21 protein-coding genes and 1 pseudogene are annotated in these 19,828 nt (G+C 69.2%); 10 read left to right on the top strand and 12 right to left on the bottom strand.

Annotated features, from left to right (window positions below):
* Positions 1 to 74 precede the first annotated feature (74 nt).
* Positions 75 to 1,478 (top strand): MBL fold metallo-hydrolase RNA specificity domain-containing protein, encoded by a 1,404-nt coding sequence (locus PL79_RS25755; RefSeq protein WP_044846541.1) that lies wholly within the window; start codon positions 75 to 77, stop codon positions 1,476 to 1,478.
* Between the two features lie 72 nt (positions 1,479 to 1,550).
* Here the strand turns inward: PL79_RS25755 and PL79_RS25750 are convergent, their stop codons facing one another.
* Genes PL79_RS25750 through PL79_RS25730 form a run of 5 tightly spaced genes read right to left on the bottom strand, consistent with a single transcriptional unit; the run spans position 1,551 to position 6,714 of the window.
* On the bottom strand, positions 1,551 to 2,591 hold the full coding sequence (locus tag PL79_RS25750) for a zinc-dependent alcohol dehydrogenase family protein (protein WP_044846540.1): 1,041 nt from the start codon (positions 2,589 to 2,591) through the stop codon (positions 1,551 to 1,553).
* Entirely contained in the window at positions 2,588 to 3,619 is a 1,032-nt protein-coding gene (locus tag PL79_RS25745) for a bifunctional enoyl-CoA hydratase/phosphate acetyltransferase (RefSeq protein WP_044846539.1), read from the bottom strand. The genes PL79_RS25750 and PL79_RS25745 overlap by 4 nt, the downstream gene beginning before the upstream one ends.
* 2 nt (positions 3,620 to 3,621) lie before the next feature.
* A complete protein-coding gene (locus PL79_RS25740) occupies positions 3,622 to 5,451 on the bottom strand; it encodes a PHA/PHB synthase family protein (protein ID WP_044846538.1) in 1,830 nt (609 codons plus the stop codon).
* Entirely contained in the window at positions 5,448 to 6,194 is a 747-nt protein-coding gene (locus tag PL79_RS25735) for a beta-ketoacyl-ACP reductase (protein ID WP_044846537.1), read from the bottom strand. Before PL79_RS25735 ends, PL79_RS25740 begins: the two co-directional genes overlap by 4 nt.
* A complete protein-coding gene (locus tag PL79_RS25730; RefSeq protein ID WP_044846536.1) occupies positions 6,184 to 6,714 on the bottom strand; it encodes a hypothetical protein in 531 nt (176 codons plus the stop codon). Before PL79_RS25730 ends, PL79_RS25735 begins: the two co-directional genes overlap by 11 nt.
* 190 nt (positions 6,715 to 6,904) lie before the next feature.
* Here PL79_RS25730 and PL79_RS25725 point away from each other — a divergent pair, with 190 nt between their 5' ends.
* From PL79_RS25725 to PL79_RS25710, 4 genes are all read left to right on the top strand, one after another.
* Positions 6,905 to 7,744, top strand: a complete 840-nt coding sequence (locus PL79_RS25725) for a universal stress protein (protein WP_044846535.1) — start codon at positions 6,905 to 6,907, stop codon at positions 7,742 to 7,744.
* A gap of 8 nt (positions 7,745 to 7,752) precedes the next feature.
* Positions 7,753 to 8,955: an acetate/propionate family kinase gene (locus PL79_RS25720; RefSeq protein WP_044846534.1), complete on the top strand. Its 1,203-nt coding sequence runs from the start codon at positions 7,753 to 7,755 to the stop codon at positions 8,953 to 8,955.
* A gap of 69 nt (positions 8,956 to 9,024) precedes the next feature.
* Entirely contained in the window at positions 9,025 to 9,528 is a 504-nt protein-coding gene (locus tag PL79_RS25715) for a universal stress protein (RefSeq protein ID WP_044846533.1), read from the top strand.
* Positions 9,525 to 10,361 (top strand): universal stress protein, encoded by an 837-nt coding sequence (locus PL79_RS25710; RefSeq protein WP_044846532.1) that lies wholly within the window; start codon positions 9,525 to 9,527, stop codon positions 10,359 to 10,361. The genes PL79_RS25715 and PL79_RS25710 overlap by 4 nt, the downstream gene beginning before the upstream one ends.
* A gap of 52 nt (positions 10,362 to 10,413) precedes the next feature.
* On the opposite strand, the gene PL79_RS25705 is transcribed toward PL79_RS25710, so the two are convergent.
* Positions 10,414 to 10,863 carry a universal stress protein gene (locus tag PL79_RS25705; RefSeq protein ID WP_044846531.1) on the bottom strand — a complete coding sequence of 150 codons (450 nt, stop codon included), beginning with the start codon at positions 10,861 to 10,863 and terminating at the stop codon, positions 10,414 to 10,416.
* Between the two features lie 251 nt (positions 10,864 to 11,114).
* On the opposite strand from PL79_RS25705, the gene PL79_RS25700 reads away from it, so the two are divergent.
* From PL79_RS25700 to fnr, 3 genes are all read left to right on the top strand, one after another.
* Positions 11,115 to 13,109, top strand: a complete 1,995-nt coding sequence (locus PL79_RS25700; RefSeq protein ID WP_044846530.1) for a PAS domain S-box protein — start codon at positions 11,115 to 11,117, stop codon at positions 13,107 to 13,109.
* On the top strand, positions 13,106 to 13,753 hold the full coding sequence (locus PL79_RS25695; RefSeq protein WP_044846529.1) for a response regulator: 648 nt from the start codon (positions 13,106 to 13,108) through the stop codon (positions 13,751 to 13,753). The genes PL79_RS25700 and PL79_RS25695 overlap by 4 nt, the downstream gene beginning before the upstream one ends.
* Before the next feature lie 423 nt (positions 13,754 to 14,176).
* Complete coding sequence (gene fnr, locus PL79_RS25690) at positions 14,177 to 14,950, top strand: fumarate/nitrate reduction transcriptional regulator Fnr (RefSeq protein WP_044846528.1); 774 nt, start codon at positions 14,177 to 14,179, stop codon at positions 14,948 to 14,950.
* A gap of 25 nt (positions 14,951 to 14,975) precedes the next feature.
* Here fnr and PL79_RS25685 read toward each other — a convergent pair whose 3' ends face one another.
* Positions 14,976 to 15,965 carry a zinc-dependent alcohol dehydrogenase family protein gene (locus PL79_RS25685; RefSeq protein WP_044846527.1) on the bottom strand — a complete coding sequence of 330 codons (990 nt, stop codon included), beginning with the start codon at positions 15,963 to 15,965 and terminating at the stop codon, positions 14,976 to 14,978.
* A gap of 59 nt (positions 15,966 to 16,024) precedes the next feature.
* Here PL79_RS25685 and PL79_RS25680 point away from each other — a divergent pair.
* Positions 16,025 to 16,309 (top strand): annotated as a pseudogene (locus PL79_RS25680) (LOG family protein); the annotation flags it as partial.
* Between the two features lie 155 nt (positions 16,310 to 16,464).
* Entirely contained in the window at positions 16,465 to 16,707 is a 243-nt protein-coding gene (locus PL79_RS25675) for a hypothetical protein (RefSeq protein ID WP_044846526.1), read from the top strand.
* Positions 16,708 to 16,790: 83 nt separating this feature from the next.
* On the opposite strand, the gene PL79_RS25670 is transcribed toward PL79_RS25675, so the two are convergent.
* From PL79_RS25670 to PL79_RS25650, 5 genes are all read right to left on the bottom strand, one after another.
* Positions 16,791 to 17,441, bottom strand: coding sequence for a BON domain-containing protein (locus tag PL79_RS25670; protein WP_044846525.1), 651 nt, complete (start codon positions 17,439 to 17,441; stop codon positions 16,791 to 16,793).
* 205 nt (positions 17,442 to 17,646) lie between these two features.
* Positions 17,647 to 18,081 carry an Hsp20/alpha crystallin family protein gene (locus tag PL79_RS25665; RefSeq protein WP_044846524.1) on the bottom strand — a complete coding sequence of 145 codons (435 nt, stop codon included), beginning with the start codon at positions 18,079 to 18,081 and terminating at the stop codon, positions 17,647 to 17,649.
* A 177-nt stretch (positions 18,082 to 18,258) separates the two neighbouring features.
* On the bottom strand, positions 18,259 to 18,534 hold the full coding sequence (locus PL79_RS25660; RefSeq protein WP_044846571.1) for a DUF1488 domain-containing protein: 276 nt from the start codon (positions 18,532 to 18,534) through the stop codon (positions 18,259 to 18,261).
* A 40-nt stretch (positions 18,535 to 18,574) separates the two neighbouring features.
* Positions 18,575 to 19,048: a universal stress protein gene (locus PL79_RS25655; protein ID WP_044846523.1), complete on the bottom strand. Its 474-nt coding sequence runs from the start codon at positions 19,046 to 19,048 to the stop codon at positions 18,575 to 18,577.
* Positions 19,049 to 19,288: 240 nt separating this feature from the next.
* Positions 19,289 to 19,729 carry a hypothetical protein gene (locus tag PL79_RS25650; protein WP_044846522.1) on the bottom strand — a complete coding sequence of 147 codons (441 nt, stop codon included), beginning with the start codon at positions 19,727 to 19,729 and terminating at the stop codon, positions 19,289 to 19,291.
* Positions 19,730 to 19,828: the final 99 nt, after the last annotated feature.

Genomic DNA, 19,828 nt, shown 5'->3' with positions numbered 1-19,828 from the left:
TTTCGGTCAACCGCCGCGCGCGCGTTCGGGATGTAATCGACTTACTGTTCCGTCGACTCCCGGGGAGGCAACCCATGAAACTGACTTTTCTCGGTGCGACCGAAACCGTGACCGGCTCGAAATATCTGCTCGAGCACGGCGGCCGGCGCGTCCTGGTCGATTGCGGCCTGTTCCAGGGGACCAAGAACCTGCGGCTGCGCAACTGGCGCGCGCTGCCGTTCGCGCCCGACACGCTGGACGCGGTCGTGCTCACGCACGCGCATCTCGATCACACCGGCTATCTCCCGGTGCTGGCCCGCGAAGGCTATCGCGGGCCGGTGTACTGCACGGCGGCCACGGCCGAACTCTGCGACATCATGCTGCGCGACAGCGCGCGGCTGCAGGAGGAGGAAGCCGACTTCGCGAACCGGCACGGTTATTCGAAGCATCATCCCGCGCAACCGCTCTACACGCTGGACGACGCGCAGCGCGCGCTGCGCCTGCTGCAACCCGTCGCGTTCGACGAATGCACCGCGCTGGGCGGCAGCCTGTCGTTCCGCCTGCTGCCGGCCGGGCACATCCTCGGCGCGGCGAGCGTCGTGATGCACTGGGATCACAAGGTGCTCGCGTTCTCCGGCGATCTCGGCCGGTATCACGACCCGATCATGCAACCGCCGCGACCGCCCGCGCATGCCGACTACCTGGTGGTCGAATCGACGTACGGCGACCGGCTGCATCCGGCGTCGGATCCCGAAAACGAGCTGGCCGAGATGTTCGACAAGACCTTCGCGCGCGGCGGGGTCGTCGTGATGCCCTGCTTCACCGTCGGCCGCGCGCAGGAGATCCTGCACTACATCGCGCGGCTGAAGGCGGCCGGCCGCATGGCGCGCGTCCCGGTGTTCGTCGACAGCCCGATGGCGACGGACGTGACCGAAATCTATCGCCACCATATCCTCGAACACCGGCTGACGGCCTCCGAAGCGAATGCGCTCGGCCACGCGGCCACGATGATCCGCTCGGTCGAGCAGTCCAAGGCGATCGCCGAACACCACGGCCCGATGGTCATCATCGCCGGCAGCGGGATGGCGACCGGAGGGCGCGTGCTGCATCACCTGAGCCGCCATGCGCCCGATGCGCGCAACACGATCGCGCTGGTAGGCTACCAGGCCGCCGGCACGCGCGGCGCGGCGCTCGCCGCGCACGAGCCGACGCTGAAGATTCACGGCGAGTACGTGCGCGTGCGCGCGCAGGTCGAGTCGATCACGACGCTGTCGGCCCATGCCGACTACGAAGAGATCCTGAAGTGGCTCGGCACGATGCAGGGCGCGCCCGTGCGGACCTTCGTCACGCATGGCGAACCCGCTGCCGCGGATGCGATGCGCCGGCGCATCTCGGAGCGCCTGCATTGGCCGTGCGAGGTGCCGACCTACGAGCAGTGCGTCGATCTGGACGCGATTGAATCAAACAACACGCGGGAACCCACCGCGCTGTCGTCCTGACTGCCGGCGCAACGCCTGCCGCGCGTGACGGGCGGCGGAAGCACCCGGTTTCCGCCACGCGCGGCCCGGCATTCAGCCGATTTCGATGATGACCTTCAGCGCGTGGGTCTGCGCGGCGCGCCCGAACGTGTCGTACGCGCTTTCCACGTCGTCGAGCGAGAACCGGTGCGTGATCAGGCGCGCCGGATCGAGACGCCCGGCGCCTACCGTCTTCAGCAGCATCGGCGTGCTGACCGTGTCGACGAGCCGCGTCGTGATCGAGATGTTGCGATCCCACAGCTTCTCGAGGTGCAGATCGGCCTTGACGCCGTGCACGCCGACGTTCGCGACGACCCCGCCAGGCGCCACGAGCGCCGTGCACATCTCGAACGTCGCCGGAATGCCGACCGCTTCGATCGCGCAATCCACGCCCACGCCGTCGGTCAGCTTCATCACTTGCGCGACCGGGTCGCCGCCGTGGCCGTCGATGCAGTCGGTCGCGCCGAAGCGCCGCGCGACCTCGAGCCGGTTGCCGTCCGGGTCGATCATGATGATCCGCGCGGGCGAATAGAACTGCGCGGTCAGCAGCGCGGCCAGCCCGATCGGCCCCGCGCCGACGATCGCGACCGAGCAGCCCGGCTGCACCTTGCCGTTCAGCACGCCGCATTCGAATCCGGTCGGCAGGATGTCGGACAGCATCACGAGCGCGTCCTCGTCCGCGCCGGCCGGGATCCGGTACAGGCTGGTCGGCGCATGCGGGATGCGCACGAACTCGGCCTGCGTGCCGTCGATCCGGTTGCCGAGGATCCAGCCGCCGGTCGTGCAATGCGAATACAGTCCGCGGCGGCAGTACTCGCAGCGTCCGCACGACGAGATGCACGAAATCAGCACGTGGTCGCCCGGCTTCAGCGAATCGACCGCCGCGCCGACCTGCTCGACGATGCCCACGCCTTCATGGCCGAGAACGCGGCCCGGTTCGCACGTCGGCACGTCGCCCTTGAGGATGTGCAGATCGGTGCCGCAGATCGTCGTGCGCGTCACGCGGACGATCGCGTCGGTGGGCGACTGCAGTTCCGGTTTGGGCCGCCGTTCGAGCGCCTTGCGCCCGGGGCCGTGGTACACGAGTGCTTTCATCGCAATTCCTCCATCGAAAGGGGGGCCTGTTCAGGCATCGGGGCGGCGTCATGCCGGACTTGCGCCAGCAACACCGCGAGCGCGCAGGACGCGATCCGGACGGCGACGCCGTCGGCGCGGCTCGTCAGCACGATCGGCACGCGCGCGCCCACGACGACGCCCGCGTTCGCGGCGCCGCCCAGGTATTCGAGCTGTTTCGCGAGCATGTTGCCCGCTTCGATATCGGGCACGACGAGGATGTCGGCACGGCCGGCAACCGGCGAGTCGATCCCCTTCTCGCGCGCGGCCCGTTGCGATATCGCGTTGTCGAACGCGAGCGGGCCGTCGACGACCGCCCCCGTGATCTGCCCGCGCTCGGCCATCTTCGCGAGGGCCGCCGCGTCGAGCGTCGAACGCATCGCCGGATTGACGGTCTCGACCGCGCACAGCACCGCGACGCGCGGGCGCGCGACGCCCAGCGCATGCGCGACGTCGATCGCGTTCTGCGTGATGGCCGCCTTCTGCGCGAGATCCGGTGCGATGTTCACCGCGGCATCGGTCAGGATGAACGGCCGCGGATACGCCGGCGCCTCGATCAGGAAGCAGTGAGACATGCGCTTGTCGGTGCGCAGGCCCGATTCCGCGGCGACGACGGCCCCCATCAGCTCGTCCGTATGCAGGCTGCCCTTCATCAGCGCGCCGGCGCGGCCCGACGCCGCGAGTGCCACCGCGCGGGCCGCCGCCGCGTGGCTGTGGGGAACGTCCTCGATCGTCCATTTCGCGAGATCGACGCCCGCCTCGCTCGCCACGCGCAACACCTTCGCGCGCGGCGCGACGATCAGCGGTTCGATCGATGCGCCCAGCGGCGACGCGTTGAGCGCGGCAAGCGCGACGAGGCTGGCCGTGTCGCACGGATGCACGACGGCCACCGTCAGCGGCGGCGCATGGCGCGCACGCGCGATCAGGGCTGGCAGTTCGCCGTCCGCGCGCGGCAACAGGCCGGGCAGGCACGCGCCGGCGGACGGATCCGGATGCAGGTTCAGGTTCATATTCAGGTCTCCAGCACGTAGCTGCCGGGCGCCGCGCCGAAGCCGGCCGCCGGCACGCGTGCGGGCACCTCGCCCGACGAATGCGCGTGCAGCCAGTCGCGCCAGCACGTCCACCACGATCCGTCGAGCGCGGGCGTTTCGCTCACGAAGTCGCGCCGGTTGCGGTAAGGCGCGCCGGGCTCGCGCGTCGCGCAGCGATAGTGGCGTCCCGGATGGCCGGGTTCGGACACGATCCCGGCATTGTGGCCGCCGGAGGTCAGCACGAACGTCAGCGCGTGGTGCGTGAGCAGATGGAGCTTGTAGACGGAACGCCAGGGCGACACGTGATCGCGCTCGGTCCCGACCACGAATGTCGGCACGTCGATATCCGACAGCGCGACCGGCCGCCCGTCGACGCAGTAGCGGCCGGCCGCGAGATCGTTGTCGAGAAAGAGGCGCGTCAGGTATTCGGTATGCATCCGGTACGGCATGCGCGTGGTGTCCTCGTTCCACGACATCAGGTCGTTCGGCTTCGTGCGCGTGCCGAGCAGGTATTCGCTCATCATGCGCGACCAGATCAGGTCGCGCGCGTTCAGCAGCTGGAACGCGGCGGACATCTGCGCGCCGTCCAGGTAGCCCTGCCGCCACATCAGCGCATCGAGCGCGGACAGTTCGCTCGCGTCGATGAAGAGGCCGAGTTCGCCGGGTTCGCTGAAATCGGTCTGGGCCGCGAGCAACGTGACGGAGCGCAACGCCTCGTGTTGGCGGCCGTCGCGCGCGAGCGCCGCCGCGCCGATCGCCAGCAGCGTGCCGCCGAGGCAGTAGCCGACCGCGTGGACCGCTTCGCCGCAGATCGAGCCGGCGGCGCCGAGCGCCGCCATGCACCCGTCGCGCAGATAATCGTCGAGCCCGAGCTCGCGCGCTTCCGCACCCGGATTGCGCCACGACACGGCAAACACCGTGTAGCCGGCATCGACCAGGAAGCGGATCAGCGAATCGTGCGGCTGCAGGTCGAGGATGTAGTACTTCATGATCCACGACGGCACGATCAGGATCGGCTCGCGTGCCACGCCGGCCGTCGTCGGGTCGTATTGCAGCAGCTCGCACAACGCGTTGCGCCAGACGACGCGGCCCGGCGTGATCGCCACGTCGCGCCCCGGCAGATAGGTGCGCGTGTCGCGGGCCCGCGTGCCGTGCGTGCGCTCGAGCAGCGCGTGCGCGTCTTCCAGCCAGTGCCGCCAGCCTGCCGCGAGATTCGCGCCGCCGCTGCGCATCGTCGCGTCGAGCACGACCGGGTTGGTCGCGAGGAAATTGCCCGGCGAGCATGCGTCGAGCCACTGTCGCGCAGCGAATCCGACCAGCTCCTCGTGGTGCCGTTCGACGCCCGGCACGCCGCGCGTCGCGTCGCGCCACCAGCGCTGGATCGACAGGAAGCCGTCGCGATACGCGCGAAACGGCCATCCGGACCACGCGGGCGCGGCGAAGCGCGCATCGGCCTGCCCGGCGTGCACGGCCAAGCCGCCCGCGCCGGCATCGTCGGCCTCGCCCTCGCCTTCGCCTTCCGGGTTGGCCGCGGGTGCCACGGCAGCCAGCCACGCCTGCGTCGCAAGCTCGAAGCATTTTCCCGGCGACACGGCCAGATGCGCGCCCCAGTCGAGCGTGGCCAGCGCGAGCGACACGGGCGACAGCCCGAAGGTCATCGCGGCCACGTTCGCATGCGCGGCGCGGTTCCATTGTTCGGCGGGCGACAGCCGGACCGGTGTGCATCCGGCCGAACTCGACGCCGGTGCGTTCGTAGCCGTTGGCCGCATCGACTCGTGCTCGATCGGCATGCGCATGACGGATGCGTTCATCGCATGTGCATGCCGCCGTTGACATCGAATTCCGCGCCGGTCGCGAACGCCCCCGCGTCGGAACACAGGAACGCGACGAGCTCGGCGATCTCGCCGGGATTGCCGAGGCGGCCGACCGGGATCTGCGGCAGGATCTTCGTGTCGAGCACTTCCTTCGGCACCGTCTCGAGCATCGCGGTGGCCAGATAGCCCGGGGCCACCGTGTTGACCGTCACGCCGTGGCGCGCGAGCTCGAGCGCCAGCGCCTTCGTGAAGCCGTGGATGCCGGCCTTCGCGGCCGCGTAGTTCGCCTGCCCGTATGCGCCGCGCGAACCGTTCACCGAGCCGATGTTCACGATCCGCCCGAAGCCCGCCTCGATCATGCCCGGCACGAACGGCTTCGTCATGTTGAACATGCCGTCGAGGTTGGTGCGCAGCACCGCGTCCCACATGCTCTTGGTCATCTTCACGAAGGTGGCGTCCTGCGTGACGCCGGCGTTGTTGACGAGCACGTCGACGCGCCCGAACTCGGCCAGCACGCGTGCCGCGCAGTGCTGGCACGAATCGTAGTCGGCGACGTCGACCTCGAACGCGTGGAACGTCCTGCCCGCCTCGCGTTCGTGCGTGAGCCACGTCGCGACGTGGTCGTTGCGCTCCGTATGCGACACCGCCACCGTCATGCCTGCATCGTGCAGGCGACGGCTGATCGCGGCGCCGAGGCCCCCCATGCCGCCCGTGACGAACGCGACCCGGTCAGCACACATGGTCGTTCTCCTGCGCGCCGGTCGTGCCGTTCAGGCGGCGCACGGCAACCGGCGCCCCGTCGTTCGCGTCCTCGATCCCGCGCTCCAGCGCCGTCATCCAGTCGGCCCACGGCATGCTGGCTTCGTTGACCACGGCCAGTCGCCCCAGGTCGGGCAGCCAGTCGGTCTGATAACGCGACATCGCGCCCGCGCCGTATTCGCGCAACCAGGTGCGCCATGCGCCGGCGTTCTCGTATTGCGCACGCATGCACAGCTCGGCGGCATCCTGCCAGATCGCGACGCTCGCGATCGCGTAGTCGCGCATCACCTGCCGGGTCGCCTCGCCGAAGGCCGGCCACTCGTTCGTGTCCGCCAGCGCCTGCTGCAGGTGGCGAACCGCGGCGCGGTCCCGCTCGATGCGCCGCCCTGCCAGCGCATGCCATTCATGCTGCCAGTCGCTATTCAGCGCGACCATGCGCAGCGCGAGATCGCAGCCCGCGCGGCAAGCGTCGTTCGGTGTCGTCAAAGCGTACGTACTCATCGGCGTCCCTCGTTCGATCCGGTCAATGGGTTGGCATCGCGCCTCGTGCCGCCTGCCCGGGATCGGCACCGCGACCGCTTCACTGTGCGGGCATCGCGCAGGGGAGCCGTTGATCTGAGTCAAGTACTCGGAAACCCTGCTCCGTAGACTGGATTGCACTGGCGGTTCCCCCGTCGATGGAGCGATTCCGATGAGCTACAAGAGCATGGTCGTGCACCTCGATACGAGCGCCCGCGCGCATTCGCGCCTCGAGTTCGCATTGCGCCTCGCGCGGCGCTTCGGTGCGCACCTGACCGGCCTGTTCGCGGTCTACACGCCGGAGCCGCATTCGTTCTACGTGATGGCCGGGTCCGCCGATTACTTCCGTGAGCGCCGCGAACAGCGCGACGAGCGGCTCGCCGCGCTGGAACGCCTGTTCCACGCCGAGACGGCCCGCGCGAAAGTGCCGGCCGCGTGGGTGCGAGCCGACGAGCGCGCGAACCTGGCCGTGCCGCGCGCCGCACGCCTGGCCGACCTCGTGATCGCGGGCCAGAGCGACCCGAACGATCCCGAGACCTACATCGACGACCAGTTTCCGGAGAACCTCGTGTTGTCCGCCGGCCGCCCGGTGCTGTTCGTCCCGTGCGCGGGCGAATTCCCGTCGGTCGGCGAACGGGTGTTCATCGCGTGGGACGGCAGCCGGGAAGCGGCCCGCGCCGCGCACGACGCGCTGCCCTTTCTCGAACACGCGAAGCGCACGACGGTCGCGGCCGTGGTCGACGGCGCTTCGGAAGCGGCGGCCACGCGCATTCCGGCCGCCGACGCCGCGCTGATGCTGGCGCGCCACGCACGCGACGTGAACGTGCTCGACATCGATGCCGGCGCCGGCCCCGCGGTCGGCGATACGTTGCTGTCGCGTGCTTATGAAACGGGTTCCGACCTCCTCGTGATGGGCGCCTACGGCCATCCGCGCTGGCGCGAGCTGGTGATGGGCGGCGCCACCCGCACGGTGCTGGCGTCGATGACGCTGCCGGTCCTGATGTCGCACTGAGCCGGCCGATGCGTACGCTCGCCCTGCTCGTCGTCAATGCCGGTTCGTCGAGCGTGAAGTTCGCGCTCTTTGCCTGCCCGCCGCACGGCGACCCCGCGCGGCGGCCGCTGCACGAGGGCGAAGCGGTCGCGGCCGGCAACAGCGTGTCGATCCGCTTCGACGCCGAGCCGGACGGTTCGCTGCCGCTCGGCACGGCGGACGATCCCTACCGCGCCGTGCTCGCGCAGATCGCGGCGTGGATCCGCGTGAAGTTGCCGCACGTCGCGCTGGGCGCGATCGCGCATCGCGTCGTGCACGGCGGCGCACGCTACGTGGAGCCGACGGTCGTCGACGACGACGTGCTGGACGCGCTGCGCACGCTGACGCCGCTCGCGCCGCTGCATCAGCCGCACAGCCTCGATGCGATCGACGTGCTGCGCGACGCGTTTCCGGACGTCCCGCAGATCGCCGTGTTCGACACGGCGTTTCATCGCACGCTGCCGCGCGTCGAGCAGCTGCTGCCGCTGCCGCATGCGTGGTTCGACCAGGGCGTGCGCCGCTACGGATTCCATGGGCTGTCGTACGAATACATGTCCGTCGCGCTCGACGAGTCGTTCGGCGCCCGTGCGCACGGCCGCGTGATCGCCGCCCATCTCGGCAGCGGCGCGAGCCTGTGCGCGCTGCGCGACTGCCGCAGCGTCGCGACGACCATGGGCTTCTCCGCGCTCGACGGATTGATGATGAGCACCCGCTGCGGAACGCTCGATCCCGGTGTCGTCCTGCACCTGCTCGAGGCCGGCAAGCTGTCCGGCGACGAGCTGGGACACATGCTGTATCACGAATCGGGGCTCAAGGGCGTATCGGGCGCGTCGGGCGACCCGCGCGTGCTGCTCGCGCGCGAGGCGGCCGGGGACGAAGCCGCCCGCGATGCGCTGGCGCTGTACGTCCATCGCATCGTGCGCGAGACGGGCGCGCTGACCGCGCTGCTCGGCGGCCTCGACATGCTGGTCTTCACGGCCGGCATCGGCGAACACTCGGCGGTGTTGCGCGAGCGGATCTGCGCGTCGCTCGGCTGGCTCGGCATCGCGCTCGACGCGCGCGCGAATGCCGATCATGCGCACGTCGTGTCGTGCGCGTCGAGTGCGGTCACGGTGGTCGTCGAGCCGACCAACGAGGCGTGGGTCGCGGCGCGCGCCGCGGTGCGCGTGCTGCGCGCCAATCGCGACGCTTGATCCAGATCAGCGCGAGCGGCGCATACGCGCCGATGATGGTTCCATCGGCATCCGTTGAAGGGAAACGTCATGTACTCGAACATTCTGGTCGCGCTCGACGGCAGCGATACGTCGTCCCGCGCACTCGACGCCGCGCTGAACCTCGCGGCGCAGACGGGTGCGCGGCTGACCCCGGTCTACGTCGTCGACTTCCTGGTGCCGGCCTACGACACGTACGGATACGATCCGTCGATCCTGATCGATGCATTCCGCGAGGAAGGACTGCGCGTCACGGATGACGCGGCACGCCGCATGAAAGCGCGCGACGTGGCCGGCACGCCGCAGATCTCCAACGTCGCGCCGGCCGGCGAAGACGTTGCGCACCGGATCGTCGGTCTCGCCGGCGAGATCGGCGCCGACCTGGTCGTGATCGGCACGCATGGCCGGCGCGGGTTCCGGCGCATGTTCCTCGGCAGCGTGGCCGAGCGCGTGCTGCGTCAGGCCACGTGCCCGGTCCTGACGATACCGGCGAGCTGCGCCGGGCAGGCGCCCGCCGAAACCACCGCGGCATCAACCGAAAAGGAGCCGTCATGAGCTACAAGACCCTGCTCGTCCATCTCGACGACAGCGAGCGCTGTGCGACGCGCGTCGACCTCGCGCTCCAGCTCGCGCGACGCTGGAACGCCCATCTGATCGGCCTCTACGTGGTCTGCCAGGACCTCCTCGAGCCGCTGCGGCGGCCGGACGAACCGCTGAAGCTGGCCGTCTACGAACGCCTGTGCGAACAGCGGCGCAAGGAGGCCGAGGAGCGATTCCTCGCGGCCGCCGAGCGCGCGGGGCACAACGAAGTCGAGTGGCAGGCGCCGGCCGGCGAGGCGACCGCCGCCGCGGTCCTGCACGCGCGCCATGCCGATTTTCTGGTACTCGGCCAGGAAGACCCCGACGACCGGCTGACCTACGTCGCACGTCATTTCGTCGAGGACGTCGTGATGGGCAGCGGACGCCCGGCGCTCGTCGTGCCCTACGCGGGCGACGTGCGCACGCTCGGCGAGAACGTGCTGATCGGCTGGGACGGCGGGCGCGAAGCCGCCCGCGCGCTGGCCGACGCGCTGCCGCTGCTCGCCCGCGCGCGCTTCGTCAACGTCGAGACGGTCACCCGCGGGCAACCCGATCCGGACAAGACGCCGGCGGGTGTCGACGTCGCCGCGTATCTCGAACGGCACGGCATTCGCGCGTCGTTCTCGAGCACGCCGCGCGAACGGCCGGTGAGCGTGGGCGCGACGCTGCTGAACCGGGCGACCGACCTGCATGCGGATCTGCTGGTGATGGGCCTGTACAGTCATGCGCGCATGCACGAACGCGTGCTGGGCGGCGCGACGCGCACGATCCTCGAAACGATGACGGTGCCGGTCCTGCTGTCTCACTGAGCGAACGAAAACGGGGCAGCCGCGCGCGGCTGCCCTCGTCCCGTCACGACCGTCACAACATGCCGGCACACGCGCCCGGCCCCTCCCGTACGACCAGCACCGGCCGGTCCGCGATGCGCACCAGCGATTCGGCGACGCTGCCGACGAACATGCGCCGGAAACCGCGCCGGCCATGCGTGCCCATCACGATCAGGTCCGCGTCGCATTCGGCGGCGGCACGCGCCAGCACGTCCGATACGTTCTCTCCGCGCGCGTCGATCGTGTGCGCGATGCCGCGTACGCCGGACAGCCGGAACGCCGTTTCCGCGTCCGAGACCGCGACCGCGGCCTCGTTCGTGTCCAGCCCGGCCAGGTCGCGCTGGTCGGCCAGCCGCGGCGCATCCGACACCACGCACATGGCGATGACCAGACCGCCCGACTCGCGGGCGAGCGAGATCGCCTCGTCGAGCGCGAGGCGCGCGCCACGGCTGGCGTCGAGCGCCGCAAAGATCCTTTGGTACATGACGCCTCCCAGTTGTCGTCAGGGGTCGACCGGTTCGTGAAGCCAGTCTGATCCTCGCAGGCGACGCTCCGTTGACGCGGGTCAAACCCGCGCGGCGCCGCCCTCTTGCGCGTCGGTCCCGATTGGCGAACGTCGGCAAAACGCGCACAATTCAGGGCGATATCGCAGTTGCGGCCTGCCCCGCCTTTCGTGCCCCGCGTCCGGGCCCGCCGCCAGCCAGCCGTCGACGAAATCCGCCAGGATGAACGGCAATGACAGTGAATGCGCCTCCCTTCAAGGCCGGGCCGGGTCCACACCGGACCCGGCCCGGGCGATATGCCGCCATGGCCGCGGTGCTGACGCTGGCGCTCGGCCTGGTTGCGACATTTGCCGCATCCCGGGTACTGCAGAACGACGCACAACACGCCGCCCACGCAAGGTTCGAGCAATCCGCGACGCGCGCGACGGCCGCGCTCCGCCGCAGTCTTCTCGGCGCCGCTGCCGTATTGCACGGCGCCCGAGGGTTCGCATCGGCACTGCCTGCGCCGCCATCTGGCGCCGCATGGCGCCGCTATCTCACCGGTCTCGATCTGGACGGATTGCAGTCGCCGGTCCACAGCATCGGGAGAATCGAGCCGAGCATCGCGGAGGACGATCAGGCGACCCGGCAGGCGCTGCAGCGCGCGGCGGAAACCGGCGAGGTCGCGCTTGCCGCGAACGCGATCCAGGACGGCACCGGTGCGACGCCCGCCCGGATGGAGCTGACGCTTTACCTGCCGATCTACGCCAATGCCGAGGACGGCACGGCGTCCGGGCCGCGGCACGCAACGGCGACCGGGTACGTTTATGCCGCGCTGAATCCGGATCGTCTCGTCGATCCTTCCCTGCTCGATCCGCTGCGCGTGGAAATCGTGGCCGACAATCCCGCGGCGCCCGCGTATTCCGGCGGTTCCGGCTTTGTCGTCGGCGGCGCCGCCGGCGCCCGCGACGTGCTCACGCGAACCGATACGCTGACGTTCGGCGGCACGCCGCTGTCGCTGCGCTACAGCGCGCCGCGCGCTGCCCCGGCCGGCGCCGCGACGGCCGTCCTGCTGGCCGGCACCGTGCTCTCGCTGACGCTGGCCGCGCTCGTGCGGCAGGTCGTCGCGAAACGCGCGCTGGCCCGCGCCGGCGACAGCCAACCCACCGAGGCCCGGATGATGGGCATCATCCGGTCGTCGATGGAGGCCGTCATCACCGTCGACGAGCGTCAGACGATCGTGATCTTCAACCCGGCCGCCGAACACGTGTTCGGCGTCAGCGCGATGGAGGCGGTCGGTACGCCGCTGTCCCGCTTCATCCCCGAGCGCTTTCGCGCCGCGCATGCGCGACACGTCGAGCAGTTCGGCGTGACGGGTGTGTCGGAGCGCCAGATGGGGCGGCAACGCGTGCTGTTCGGCTTGCGCGCCGACGGCACCGAGTTTCCGATCGAGGCGTCGATCTCGCAGATTCGCGACGGCACCGGCAAGCTGTACACGGTCATGCTGCGCGACGTGACCGAGCGGGTACGCGCGGAAAACGCCCTCGAGCAGTCGCGCGAGGAACTGCGCGAGCTGTCCGCCAACCTGCAGAACGTGCGGGAGGAAGAGAAGACACGGATCGCGCGCGAACTGCACGACGACCTCGGCCAGCAGCTCACCGCACTCAAGATGGATCTTTCGGCCGTCGAGCTGGGGCTCGCGGGCATCGTCGCCCCCGACACCGGCGTGCGCGAGCGGCTGGGCGGCATGCATCGCCTGATCGATTCGATCGTTGCGTCGGTCCGGCGCATCGCGGCCGACCTGCGGCCGGTGATGCTCGACGACCTGGGTCTCGTTCCGGCGATCGAATGGCTTGCAAACGATTTCACGCGCCGCTACCGGATCACGGTCGACCGTGAGCTGCCGCCCGTCGATACCGCGTTCACCGGCGCCGGTGCGACGACGCTGTTCCGCATCGTGCAGGAGGCGCTGACCAACGTCGCGCGGCACTCGGACGCGACGAACGTGAAACTGGCATTGAAAGTGGAAGACGGATATTGCATGCTGCGCATCGCGGACAACGGTCACGGCGCGCCGGAGCCCACCCGCAACGGGCAGAACCGCCCGTCGTTCGGCCTGATCGGGATCCGCGAGCGCGCGCACATGCTCGACGGGACGGTGACGATCGACAACCGGCCGGGCGCGGGTTTCACGATCACCGTGGCGTTGCCGCTGCACGCCATCCAGCAAGGAGAAGTGCCTTCATGATCAGGGTACTCATTGCCGACGACCACGCGCTCGTCAGGGACGGCCTGCGGCACATCCTGCAGAGCGCGAGCGGTTTCGAGGTCGTCGGGGAAGCGCAGGACAGCGCGTCGACGATCGCGCTCATGCGCGGCACCGATGCCGACGTGCTGGTGCTCGACCTGTCGATGCCCGGCCGCAACGGCGTCGAACTCATCAAGCAGATCAAGGACGAGAAGCCGGGATTGCATGTCCTCGTGCTGACGATGCATGCCGAGCAGCAGTACGCGGTGCGGGCATTCCGCGCGGGCGCCTCGGGCTACATGACCAAGGAAAGCGCCAGCGCCGAACTGGTCGCCGCATTGACCAAGATCGCGGCCGGCGGCGTCTACGTCAGCCTGACCATGGCCGAGCAGTTCGCGCAGAGCCTGAACGAGCCGACCGATCTCCTGCCGCACCAGCGCCTGTCCGACCGCGAGTTCGACGTGTTCCGGCGCGTCACCACCGGCGAGTCGATTTCCGAAATCGCGCAGGCGCTGTGCGTCAGCGTCAAGACCGTCAGCACGTACAAGACGCGGATCCTCGAGAAGATGCAGATGCCGAACGACACGGCACTCGTACGCTACGCGATGCGCCACAAGCTGTTCGAGGACCCGGACGAGCTCTGACGGCGGCATCGGGCGCGGTCGCCCCCGCCAGGATGCACCGGGCGGCATCGTTGACGGCGGCCGGGCCGGCGCGGGCGGCGCCGCGCCCTTCATCGGCGTCCGGCACCCGCCCGCGACGCTCGCGACAAGTTGCCGCACCCCTGTAGGAAACGTCCTACAAGACTTCCGTCTCACCTACCGCAACTTCAATTCCGGCTGATTTTCTTGACGCCGCGCAACATCCATACTGGCATCAGTAAAAACGAGCAAACGTGCCTCCCGGAGCAACGGCCGCATCATCGTCGAGACTGGCGTATCGGTCTCCCGGCGCGTCCGGCGGGGCTTTTCCGAGAGGAAGGCGGCAGAGACCAAAGCCGCCGGTACAACGGCCAGCGCGACCCCGCCCGACGGCGGGCCGCCGCTGTCCCCGAACTGGAGCCGATCATGCAGAGCAGTGCCGAAGCCACGACGACCATGCCGATGCGCCCGTTCATCCCGCTGCATCGCGTCGAAGCGGCGGATCAACCCAAGCGCGCCGCGTCCCGCTGTTCGACGTGCGCATTGCGTACCGTCTGCATGCCGTCCGATCTGTCGCCCGACGATTTCGCGCGCGTCGACGCGATGATCTGCACGACGCGCCACGTCAAGCGCGGCGAAACGCTGTTTCGCGCGGGCGATGCGTTCAACAGCATCTACGCAGTGAGAACCGGGTCGTTCAAGACCATCGTGATGCATCGCGACGGCGACGAGCAGATCACCGGCTTCCAGATCGTCGGCGAGTCGCTCGGGCTCGACGGCGTGTACACCGGGCACCACAACGGCGACGCGATCGCGCTCGAGGACAGCACGGTCTGCATCATCCCGTTCGGCCAGCTCGAGCAGATGTGCCGCGAAGTGCGGCCGATGCAGCACCACGTGTACCAGATGATGGGCGGCGAGATCGTGCGCGAATCCTCGCAGATGCTGCTGCTCGGCACGATGAGCGCCGAACAGCGGGTGGCCGCGTTCCTGCTGAATCTGTCCGCGCGCTTCAAGGCGCGCGGCTACTCGGCCGCGGAATTCGTGCTGCGGATGACGCGCGACGAGATCGGCGAATATCTCGGCATGAAGCTCGAAACCGTCAGCCGCATGCTGTCGAAGTTCCAGCACAAGGGGCTCGTCGCGGCGCAAGGCAAGCAGATCCGGATCGTCGATTCGGAAGGCCTGCAGCAGATCTGACCGCGCCGCGGCGCCGTCGAGCAGCTCAACCGCGCATGCCCAGCACGGCGGCGCCCGATACGCGGCCGCCGCGCAGGTCGTCGAGTGCGCGGTTCGCGTCGGTCAGCGCATAGCGCACCGCCTCGACCCGCAGCGGCATCGCGGCCGCGATCCGCATGAATTCGACCGCATCCGCGCGTGTCAGGTTGGCCACCGACGCGATGCGGCGCTCGCCCCACAGCCACGCGTACGGAAAGCCCGGGATGTCGCTCATGTGAATGCCGCCGCACACGACGATCCCGCCCTTGTCGAGCGCGCGCAGCGCGGCCGGCACCAGCGCCCCCACCGGCGCGAAGATCAGCGCGGCATCGAGCGGCTCCGGCGGCGCTTCGTCGCTGCCGCCGGCCCATGCGGCACCCAGCGACAGCGCGAGCTGCTGCGCGGCCGTGTCGCCGGGCTTCGTCAGCGCGAACACCTTGCGTCCTTCGCAATGCGCGACCTGCGCGACGAGATGGGCCGCCGCACCGAAGCCGTAGATGCCGATGCGGCGCGCGTCGCCCGCCATGCGCAGGGTGCGATAACCGATCAGGCCCGCGCACAGGAGCGGCGCGGCTTCCAGATCGGAGTAGCGCTGCGGCAGATGCACGCAATAGCGATGGTCGGCGAGCGCGCACTCGGCGTAGCCGCCGTCGATCGTATAGCCGGTGAATCCGGGGGTGTCGCACAGATTCTCGCGGCCGGACGTGCAATATGCGCAATGCCCGCACGTCGAGCCCAGCCACGGCACGCCGACCCGGTCGCCGACGGCGAAGCCCGTCGCGCCTTCGCCCAGCCTGCGCACCGTCCCGACGATTTCGTGACCCGGAATCAGCGGCAGCTTCGGGTGCGCGAGCTCGCCGTCGACGACGTGCAGATCGGTCCGGCAGACGCCGCACGCGTGGACGTCGATCAGCAGCTGGCCCGCCGCGGGCGACGGCTCCGGCACGCGCGCTTCGCGCAAATGCGGCGTCGTGCCGTCAAACATCATCGCAAGCATGCTCGCCTCCCTGCGCGACCGGTTTCGCGCGCTTCGCCATCCAAGGCTAGTCGCTCCCGCGCGGCGCGGCGAGCATCGTCTTCAATATCGAGCTGCCGCGAGAACAGGCCCCCAATCCGTACATCACGCGGGCGCGCTGCTTCCGGTTCCACCATTTCGCGATCCGCAAGCTGCCCCTGCTCGAGCGCGCGAAAGCCGCCGTCTTCTTCCCCGGCGGCTACGGCACGTTCGACGAGCTGTTCGAAGTGCCGACCCTGCTGCAGACGCGAAAGATCGCGCCGCTGCCGGTCGTCTTCGTCGGCGAGGCGTACTGGCGCCGCGCGGTCGACCTGGCGTTTCTCGCGGTCCCCGCCGTGTAGGAATCCGCCGACGAAACGGGTGAGATTCCTACCTCGACTTCGGGGCCGGCTGATTGAATCGGGGGCGCGCCCCACCGATACTGAAGCCACGGATACCGGTCGACCGGCACGCCGATCGCACAACAACCAGGAGAAGCGTCATGTCACACGCCGACTATCGTTCCGATTCGGGGATGCGGGCCGCCGCATCGGATACGGCCGACACGGCCAGCACGGCCGCGCTCGACACGCTGGCACTCGTCGCGCTCGCCCGGGACGCCGGCATGCTGGTGACACTCGACGGACAGATCGGGCGCGAGCGGTACGAAAGCGTGACGGGATCGATCGCCACACTGGCCCGCTTCGCCCAGGCGCTGCAGCTTTCCGCGCTCAAGGTGGGGTGATACGCGGCGTCGTGAAGTTCGCCTGAAAGCGTCATCCGACCGCCCTCCCGGATCGCCGCGAACCGCTCCTGCGCCTGCCGGACTTACTCGACCACCAGGTCGTCGATCACGGCACGCACGCCGCGCGCGGACCACGCGGCACCCCGCACGGCCTTGCGCTCGGAGAACGAGCCGACCTTGCCGGACAGCCGCACGGTGCCGTCGTGCACGTCGATCGCGATGTGCCTCGCCTCGCGCTCCGCATGGCGCATGATCGCGCGCTTGATGTTGCCGCCGATGTCGGCCGAACCGACCGTCCCCTGTACCGCGATGTGGTCGGTCACGCCCGTCACGCTGCGCATCTGCGAGATCGCGCGCACGGCCAGGTGGCTCTGGTACGCCCAGTCGACCTTGCCGGACAACGTGATCCAGCCGCGTTCGACCTGCACCTTGACCGCGTCGTCATGCAGCCCGACCGTCCAGTGCAGCACCGAACGCACCGCTTTCGCGATGTCCTCGTCGGTGCGCACGTCGTCGTCCGGCAGATGCACGGTCATGTCGACGACGAGCGCCTTGACGCCGGCCACGCGGTTCGCCGCGCGCTCGATTGCCAGCTTCTCCGCGTAGCTCGGCGGGTGCCCGGAAAGCGTCACGATCCGGTCGGCCACCTCGACGCCGATGCGGGTCGAATCGATCGCCGGGTCGGACTCCAGTTCGTCCTGGACATCCTCTTTCAACTGCTTGTCGGTTTTCATCGTCTGCTCTCCTGTGAGCCCGCGGCGTGCCTGTTGGCCGCACGCAGCCAGCGTTGCACACGCGCGGCTTTCGATCGCTGATGCAGGTCAACGGATGCCGCGCGCCGCACGTCGTAGCGCGTCGAAGCGGCGCGCGGATCGCTCCGCGCGCCGGCTCCTGCCGATGGGCGACGCGTGCCTGCCTCGCCCGCTGCCCGTCGTCCGATCAGCTGATCGTGAGTTTCTTCTGCCCGACCGGCGCCTTCTTCGGCAGCGTCAGCGACAGCACGCCATCCTGATACGTCGCCGTCGCGCTCGCATCGTCGATGTCGCCGGACAGCGAGAACGAGCGGCTGATCGCACCGCTGTAGCGCTCGCGCCGGATCACGCGCTCGCCTTCCTTCTGCTCGTTGTTGCGCTCGATCTTCGCGTGGATCGATACGGTATTGCCCGTCACCTGGACGTCGATATCGTCCTTGGCGACGCCGGGCAGCTCCGCATTGACGGTATACGCCTTGTCGTTTTCGGTGACGTCGATCTTCATCGATGCAAGATCGGGCTGGTCCGCCAGCGCCATGCCGCGCAGCGGCCTGAACAGCCCCTGGAACAGGTCGGATACGGGTTCGATCGAAAACGGATCGTAACGCGTCATGTTGCTCATGGTTCGTACTCCTCATATGGTGACATGCGGCCGGTTCGCTCGTCCCGACAGCAGCAGCCGCAATGAAGATCGGAGGGCGCGACACCCCATGTCGCGCATGGGACGATTGATCCTTGGAAGTCCAGCGTACCTGCGTGCCCCGGCGCGCGCTTGACGCGCGTCAAGGGCGGCGGCCGGTTACGTACAGAAGCGGAAATAGCCGCTGTGAAGCAGGACCGGCCGGCCGCCGATTTCCTCGAGCAGGCAGCGGGCAGCGCGCTCGATGGCGGGACGATGGCGCGCAAACGCGTCGACGAGATCCTGCTCGCGAGGCGACGCCGCGCGGAAGTGATCTTCCAGCGCGGCCGCAGTGATCGAACAGCGTACGCGCCGACCTTCCACGAGCGCCGGAAAGCTCAATGCCGGGTCGAAGCCGCAATACGTCGGCTGTTCGGAAGGAAACGATATCTGCATGATGATCACCTGGGGAGGTAGGCGCCGGCCGACGGCGACCCTAGGCCGCCGCGACCGTCGCGGGCGCGGCATCCTCACCGCGCACGAGCAGGACCGGGCAACTCGATGCGCGCAGGAAACGTTCGGCGACGCTGCCGAGCACCAGCCGCCTGACCCCGCGCCGACCGTGCGTGCCGGCCACGGCCAGATCGATCGAACGATCGACGACGTAGCGCTGCAGGCGCTCCGCGACGTCCTGGCCGAAATCGGTCTCGATGAGGTCCGTCTCGCCGTTGACTGCCGCGCGCGAGATCGTCCGGTCGGCGTCTCGCAGGATCGCGGCGCCGTGGCGCCGGATTTCGTCGAGCAACGCTTCCGGCTCCATCCGGCCGCCGTAGGCGAACAGCGTGGACTTGTCGACGACGAACACGGCGAACAGGCGGGCGCCGCACAGCCTGGCCATCCTGAGACCTTCGTCGAGCGCGCGATGCGCCGAAGGACTACCGTCCGTGGCAACCATGATATTCGTGTACATGCGAACCTCGCTGATGAACGGACGCGCCGGCGGCGTTCGGCTTCGCTTCCATCATCGGCGCTCGCCGCGGGCAGGCGTTGACCAAGGTCAACGGTCGGGAGCCGCCGCTAAACCGGCACGCGTGGCGACTGGCGCTCGTCGCGGCATGCGGGCCGAAGCGGTCGGCGGTCGGCCGTTGGCCGGCGTCCGGCCGACCGGGAGGCGAGGCGCCGCATTGCCGAAGACCGACGGCATCCGCCGCTAGCCCGGCGGGTTCTCGTCCGACCGAAAGCCTTGCTCGATTTCAAGGATCTTCCTGGCGCACGCGTCGTATTGCCATCCCGGGCCGCCGTTGCTGTCATACATGCCCTTGCACATCGCCTTGAGCCGGATCACCGAGCCGCCGCCACCCGATTCCGCGCGCGACGCCCAGAGATAGACTTCTCCGGCCACATACGGTTGCGCCGTCTCGATCCGGTCCGCACTGAATCGCGTGATTCGGGTCGACGAATGATCCTGGACGTAGCGCCGCGTGCGGCTCCACGCACGGTCGCACTCGGACGGCGTCGAACACTGCAGCGAGGTGGCCTGACGCATCTCGAGCAGTCGTGTTTCCATCGTCCTGAAGGTCCCGGTTCGCTCCGCCCCGGCACATGCGCCCAGCGCGAGCAGCACAGCCATCGCCAACGCCCGTCGTTTCATCGTCTATGCCTCGTCCGGCCGTGAATTCCGCATACGGTCACGCGCCGCTTTGCGCGGGCGCTCGAACCGACTGTATTGCCGCCCCGGGGAATGCGGTTG

The organism is Burkholderia sp. USMB20, from assembly GCF_000949135.2.
GTDB lineage: Bacteria > Pseudomonadota > Gammaproteobacteria > Burkholderiales > Burkholderiaceae > Burkholderia.
Note: the sequence above shows the minus strand (reverse complement) of the source record. Positions and strands in the feature narration are given on the sequence as shown.